The following is a 3,033-nucleotide window of genomic DNA, read 5'->3' on the forward strand; positions in this document are numbered from 1 at the left end:
TCCTGGTAACGGTCCAAGTCGACCTTGAGATTCTCCGTGTACGGTAGGGCCGTAGCGACGATAACACCATGCCAAGGTTTCATCTGAAGTCATCTCCTGGAAGGTCGTGGCAGACGGACCACCAGTAACATGTCACGCGACCAGAGTAATATATCATAGGCTCCGAGGGCTACGCCGCAACAGAGGGTGCTCGATACGGCGCGCCCGAGCCCGCACACAGGCGGCGTCGCGTCCTCCGCCAGCGTATCCCCTCTGGCGCCGGATAGCATGCCGCGGCGTATTCGCCGCCACACCATGTCGCTCGCCCGAGCGCCTCCGACGAACATCCGACGCGCACCGCGCTGGGACTAGTTGCCGCCAACCCTGGCCGCTACGGTGGTCATTTAGCTTAGGCGGGCCTCATCGCCAAGGTCAGTGTACCCCCGGTGGGACAGCCAGTCTGCGGTAGACCCGCTATCCTTACCGCAGGCCCTCCCTCGGTGGGCCTGGCGATGGGTCTCGCCGCAACGGCCGTGCGCCTGATGGGCCCTACCAGCCATCCCTGGTAGGAGTCCGCGCCCATGAGCTGTTGCCCTCTCCACATCGGTGCCCTTGACCAGCTGAACAACATCTATGGCGTCGCCGCGCTGTGGATCGGCCTCGCCTTCGTCGCCAGTGCGATCTCGCCGCGGATCGGAATTTCGGTGGCCCTGGTCGAAATCTTGCTCGGCGTCTTCGGCGGCAACGTGCTGGGGATGGCCACGAACCAGTGGATCGACTTCCTGGCCGGCTTCGGCAGCATCCTCCTGACATTTCTGGCCGGGGCGGAGATCGACCCTGCCTCCTTCCGACGGTTTCTGGCACCGAGCCTGGCGATCGGGGGCATCGGATTTGCCCTGCCATTCGCCGCGGCATGGGCGTTTGCCCTCTATGTCTTTCACTGGCAGTTGCACGCGAGCGAGGTCGCCGGGATCGCGCTGTCCACCACCTCGGTCGCCGTCGTGTATGCGGTGATGATCGAGACAGGGCTCAACAAGACGGACCTCGGCAAACTCATCCTCACCGCGTGCTTTGTCTGCGACCTCGGAACCGTCCTGGCTCTCGGGGTGATCTTCGCCAACTACAACGCGCTTCTCATTGCCTTCGGAGTCGCCACCGCGCTCGTCCTGGTGCTGCTGCCACGGGTTCTTCGGTCGGTGATTCGCTTTCTTGGACACGGTGTCAGCGAGCCTGATGTGAAGTTCGTGTTTCTCCTGCTGTTCGGGCTGGGAGCGCTGGCGACGGCGGCGCGATCTGAGGCTGTGCTCCCCGCCTACCTCCTCGGCTTGGTGGCAGCCGGCGTCTTCCACGAAGACCCCAAGCTGGCCGGGCGTGTCCGGGGCATCGCGCTGAGCTTCCTCACGCCCTTTTTCTTCCTGAAGGCCGGAACCCTGATCTCACTCTCGGCCGTCGTCGCGGGAATCGGCTCGATCCTCCTGTTCTTCGGCGTCAAGGTCGGTGCCAAGGTGGTCGGTGTCTTCCCGGCAACCAGGCTTTTCAAACTGCACGGCCGCCAAGCCTGGTACACGACGATGATGATGTCGACGGGCCTCACCTTTGGCTCGATCTCCGCGCTCTTTGGATACACGCACGGTTACATCGACCGATCCCAGTACTCGGTCCTCGTGACGGTGGTCGTGCTGACCGCGCTGGTGCCGACGTTCATCGCGCAATCTGTCTTCCGTGCCAAGGAGACTGAGCTGCTGCATGGCCAGTCCGCACCGTCATTCTCAGGCCGCCCTCGCTCGCAGGAGGAGCCTGATCAGGCGTTGGGCGCTGCGGTGCAAGAGCGAGCAGCTCCGTGATGGCGAGCCGGGTCTGCAGATGCCTTGCTGGGCTGAAGGCGATGCTGCGAGAGCGCCCCCGCCGCAGTGACCTAGTGCAGTGGAAGGGGAATAGGTAGACGGATGCGTACGAGATGATGCACGCTTCCGGGTATGGCAAATCACCCTTCGCCTCCGCTATTGCCGACATCCGAAGAGCGCGCTGCGCTGGAGATGTGGACGCGCAGCCGATTGCTGCCGCATCGTCAGGTGCTGCGCGCCCAGATCGTGCTGCTGGCCGCTGACGGCGTCGCCAGCGATGTCATCGCCGAGCGGCTGGGATGCAATCGTCTGACCGTCCGGCGATGGCGTCGGCGCTTCAGCGAAGCCCGCCTGGACGGTCTCGAGGAGGCCGGCGGGCGCGGCCAGAAGCCGCACCTGTCGCGCGACTTCATCAACCGTGTGGTGGCGGCGACGATGGAGGCACCGAAGGACGGCAGCACACATTGGAGCGCGCGCCGGCTCGGTGCGCGGTTCGGCATCAGTCACAGCACCGTGCTGCGGATCTGGAAGGATCACGGTCTTCAGCCGCATCGCACGCGCAGCTTCAAGTTCAGCCCTGATCCCGACCTCGTGGACAAGGTCACCGACATCGTCGGTCTTTACCTGCACCCGCCCGAGAAAGCAGTGGTTCTATGCGTCGACGAGAAGAGCCAAATCCAAGCGCTGGACAGGACCCAGCCATTGCTGCCCATGCGCCCCGGCCAGGTCGAGCGACGCAGCCACGACTACGTTCGCCACGGCACAACGACGCTCTTCGCAGCTCTCGACATCGCCACCGGCGAGGTGACGGGACGCTGCTACGCACGCCACCGCCATGAGGAGTTCCTGCGCTTTCTGCAGCGGCTGGCCCGGGTGTACCCAACCCAGGATCTCCACCTCGTTGTCGACAACTATCGAACCCACAAGCATCCGGTCGTCCGGGCGTGGCTGGCAGACAACCCTCGCATCCACCTTCACTTCACGCCCATCGGGGGCAGCTGGATGAACCAGGTGGAGACCTGGTTCTCCGTGCTGCAGCGGCGGGCCATCGCCCGTGGCGTCTTCCGCAGCGTGCCCGCACTGGTCGCTGCCATCGGCCGCTTTCTCACCGGCTGGAACAAGAACTCCCGACCGTTCGTCTGGATCAAACCCGCTGATGTCATCCTCGCCAAGGCGAACCGTCTAAGTATTCCTGAGTCGGTGCACTAGC

The 3,033-nt window shown here is 64.2% G+C and carries 2 protein-coding genes; both read left to right on the forward strand.

What is annotated here, in order from left to right:
• The first annotated feature begins 560 nt into the window (after positions 1–560).
• A complete protein-coding gene (locus tag JF886_RS15000) occupies positions 561–1,823 on the forward strand; it encodes a cation:proton antiporter (protein WP_337313871.1) in 1,263 nt (420 codons plus the stop codon).
• Between the two features lie 132 nt (positions 1,824–1,955).
• Positions 1,956–3,032, forward strand: coding sequence for an IS630 family transposase (locus JF886_RS15005; RefSeq protein ID WP_337313873.1), 1,077 nt, complete (start codon positions 1,956–1,958; stop codon positions 3,030–3,032).
• Position 3,033 lies beyond the last annotated feature (1 nt).

Origin of the sequence: Candidatus Aeolococcus gillhamiae (assembly GCF_016464765.1) — a bacterium.
GTDB lineage: Bacteria > Chloroflexota > Dormibacteria > Aeolococcales > Aeolococcaceae > Aeolococcus > Aeolococcus gillhamiae.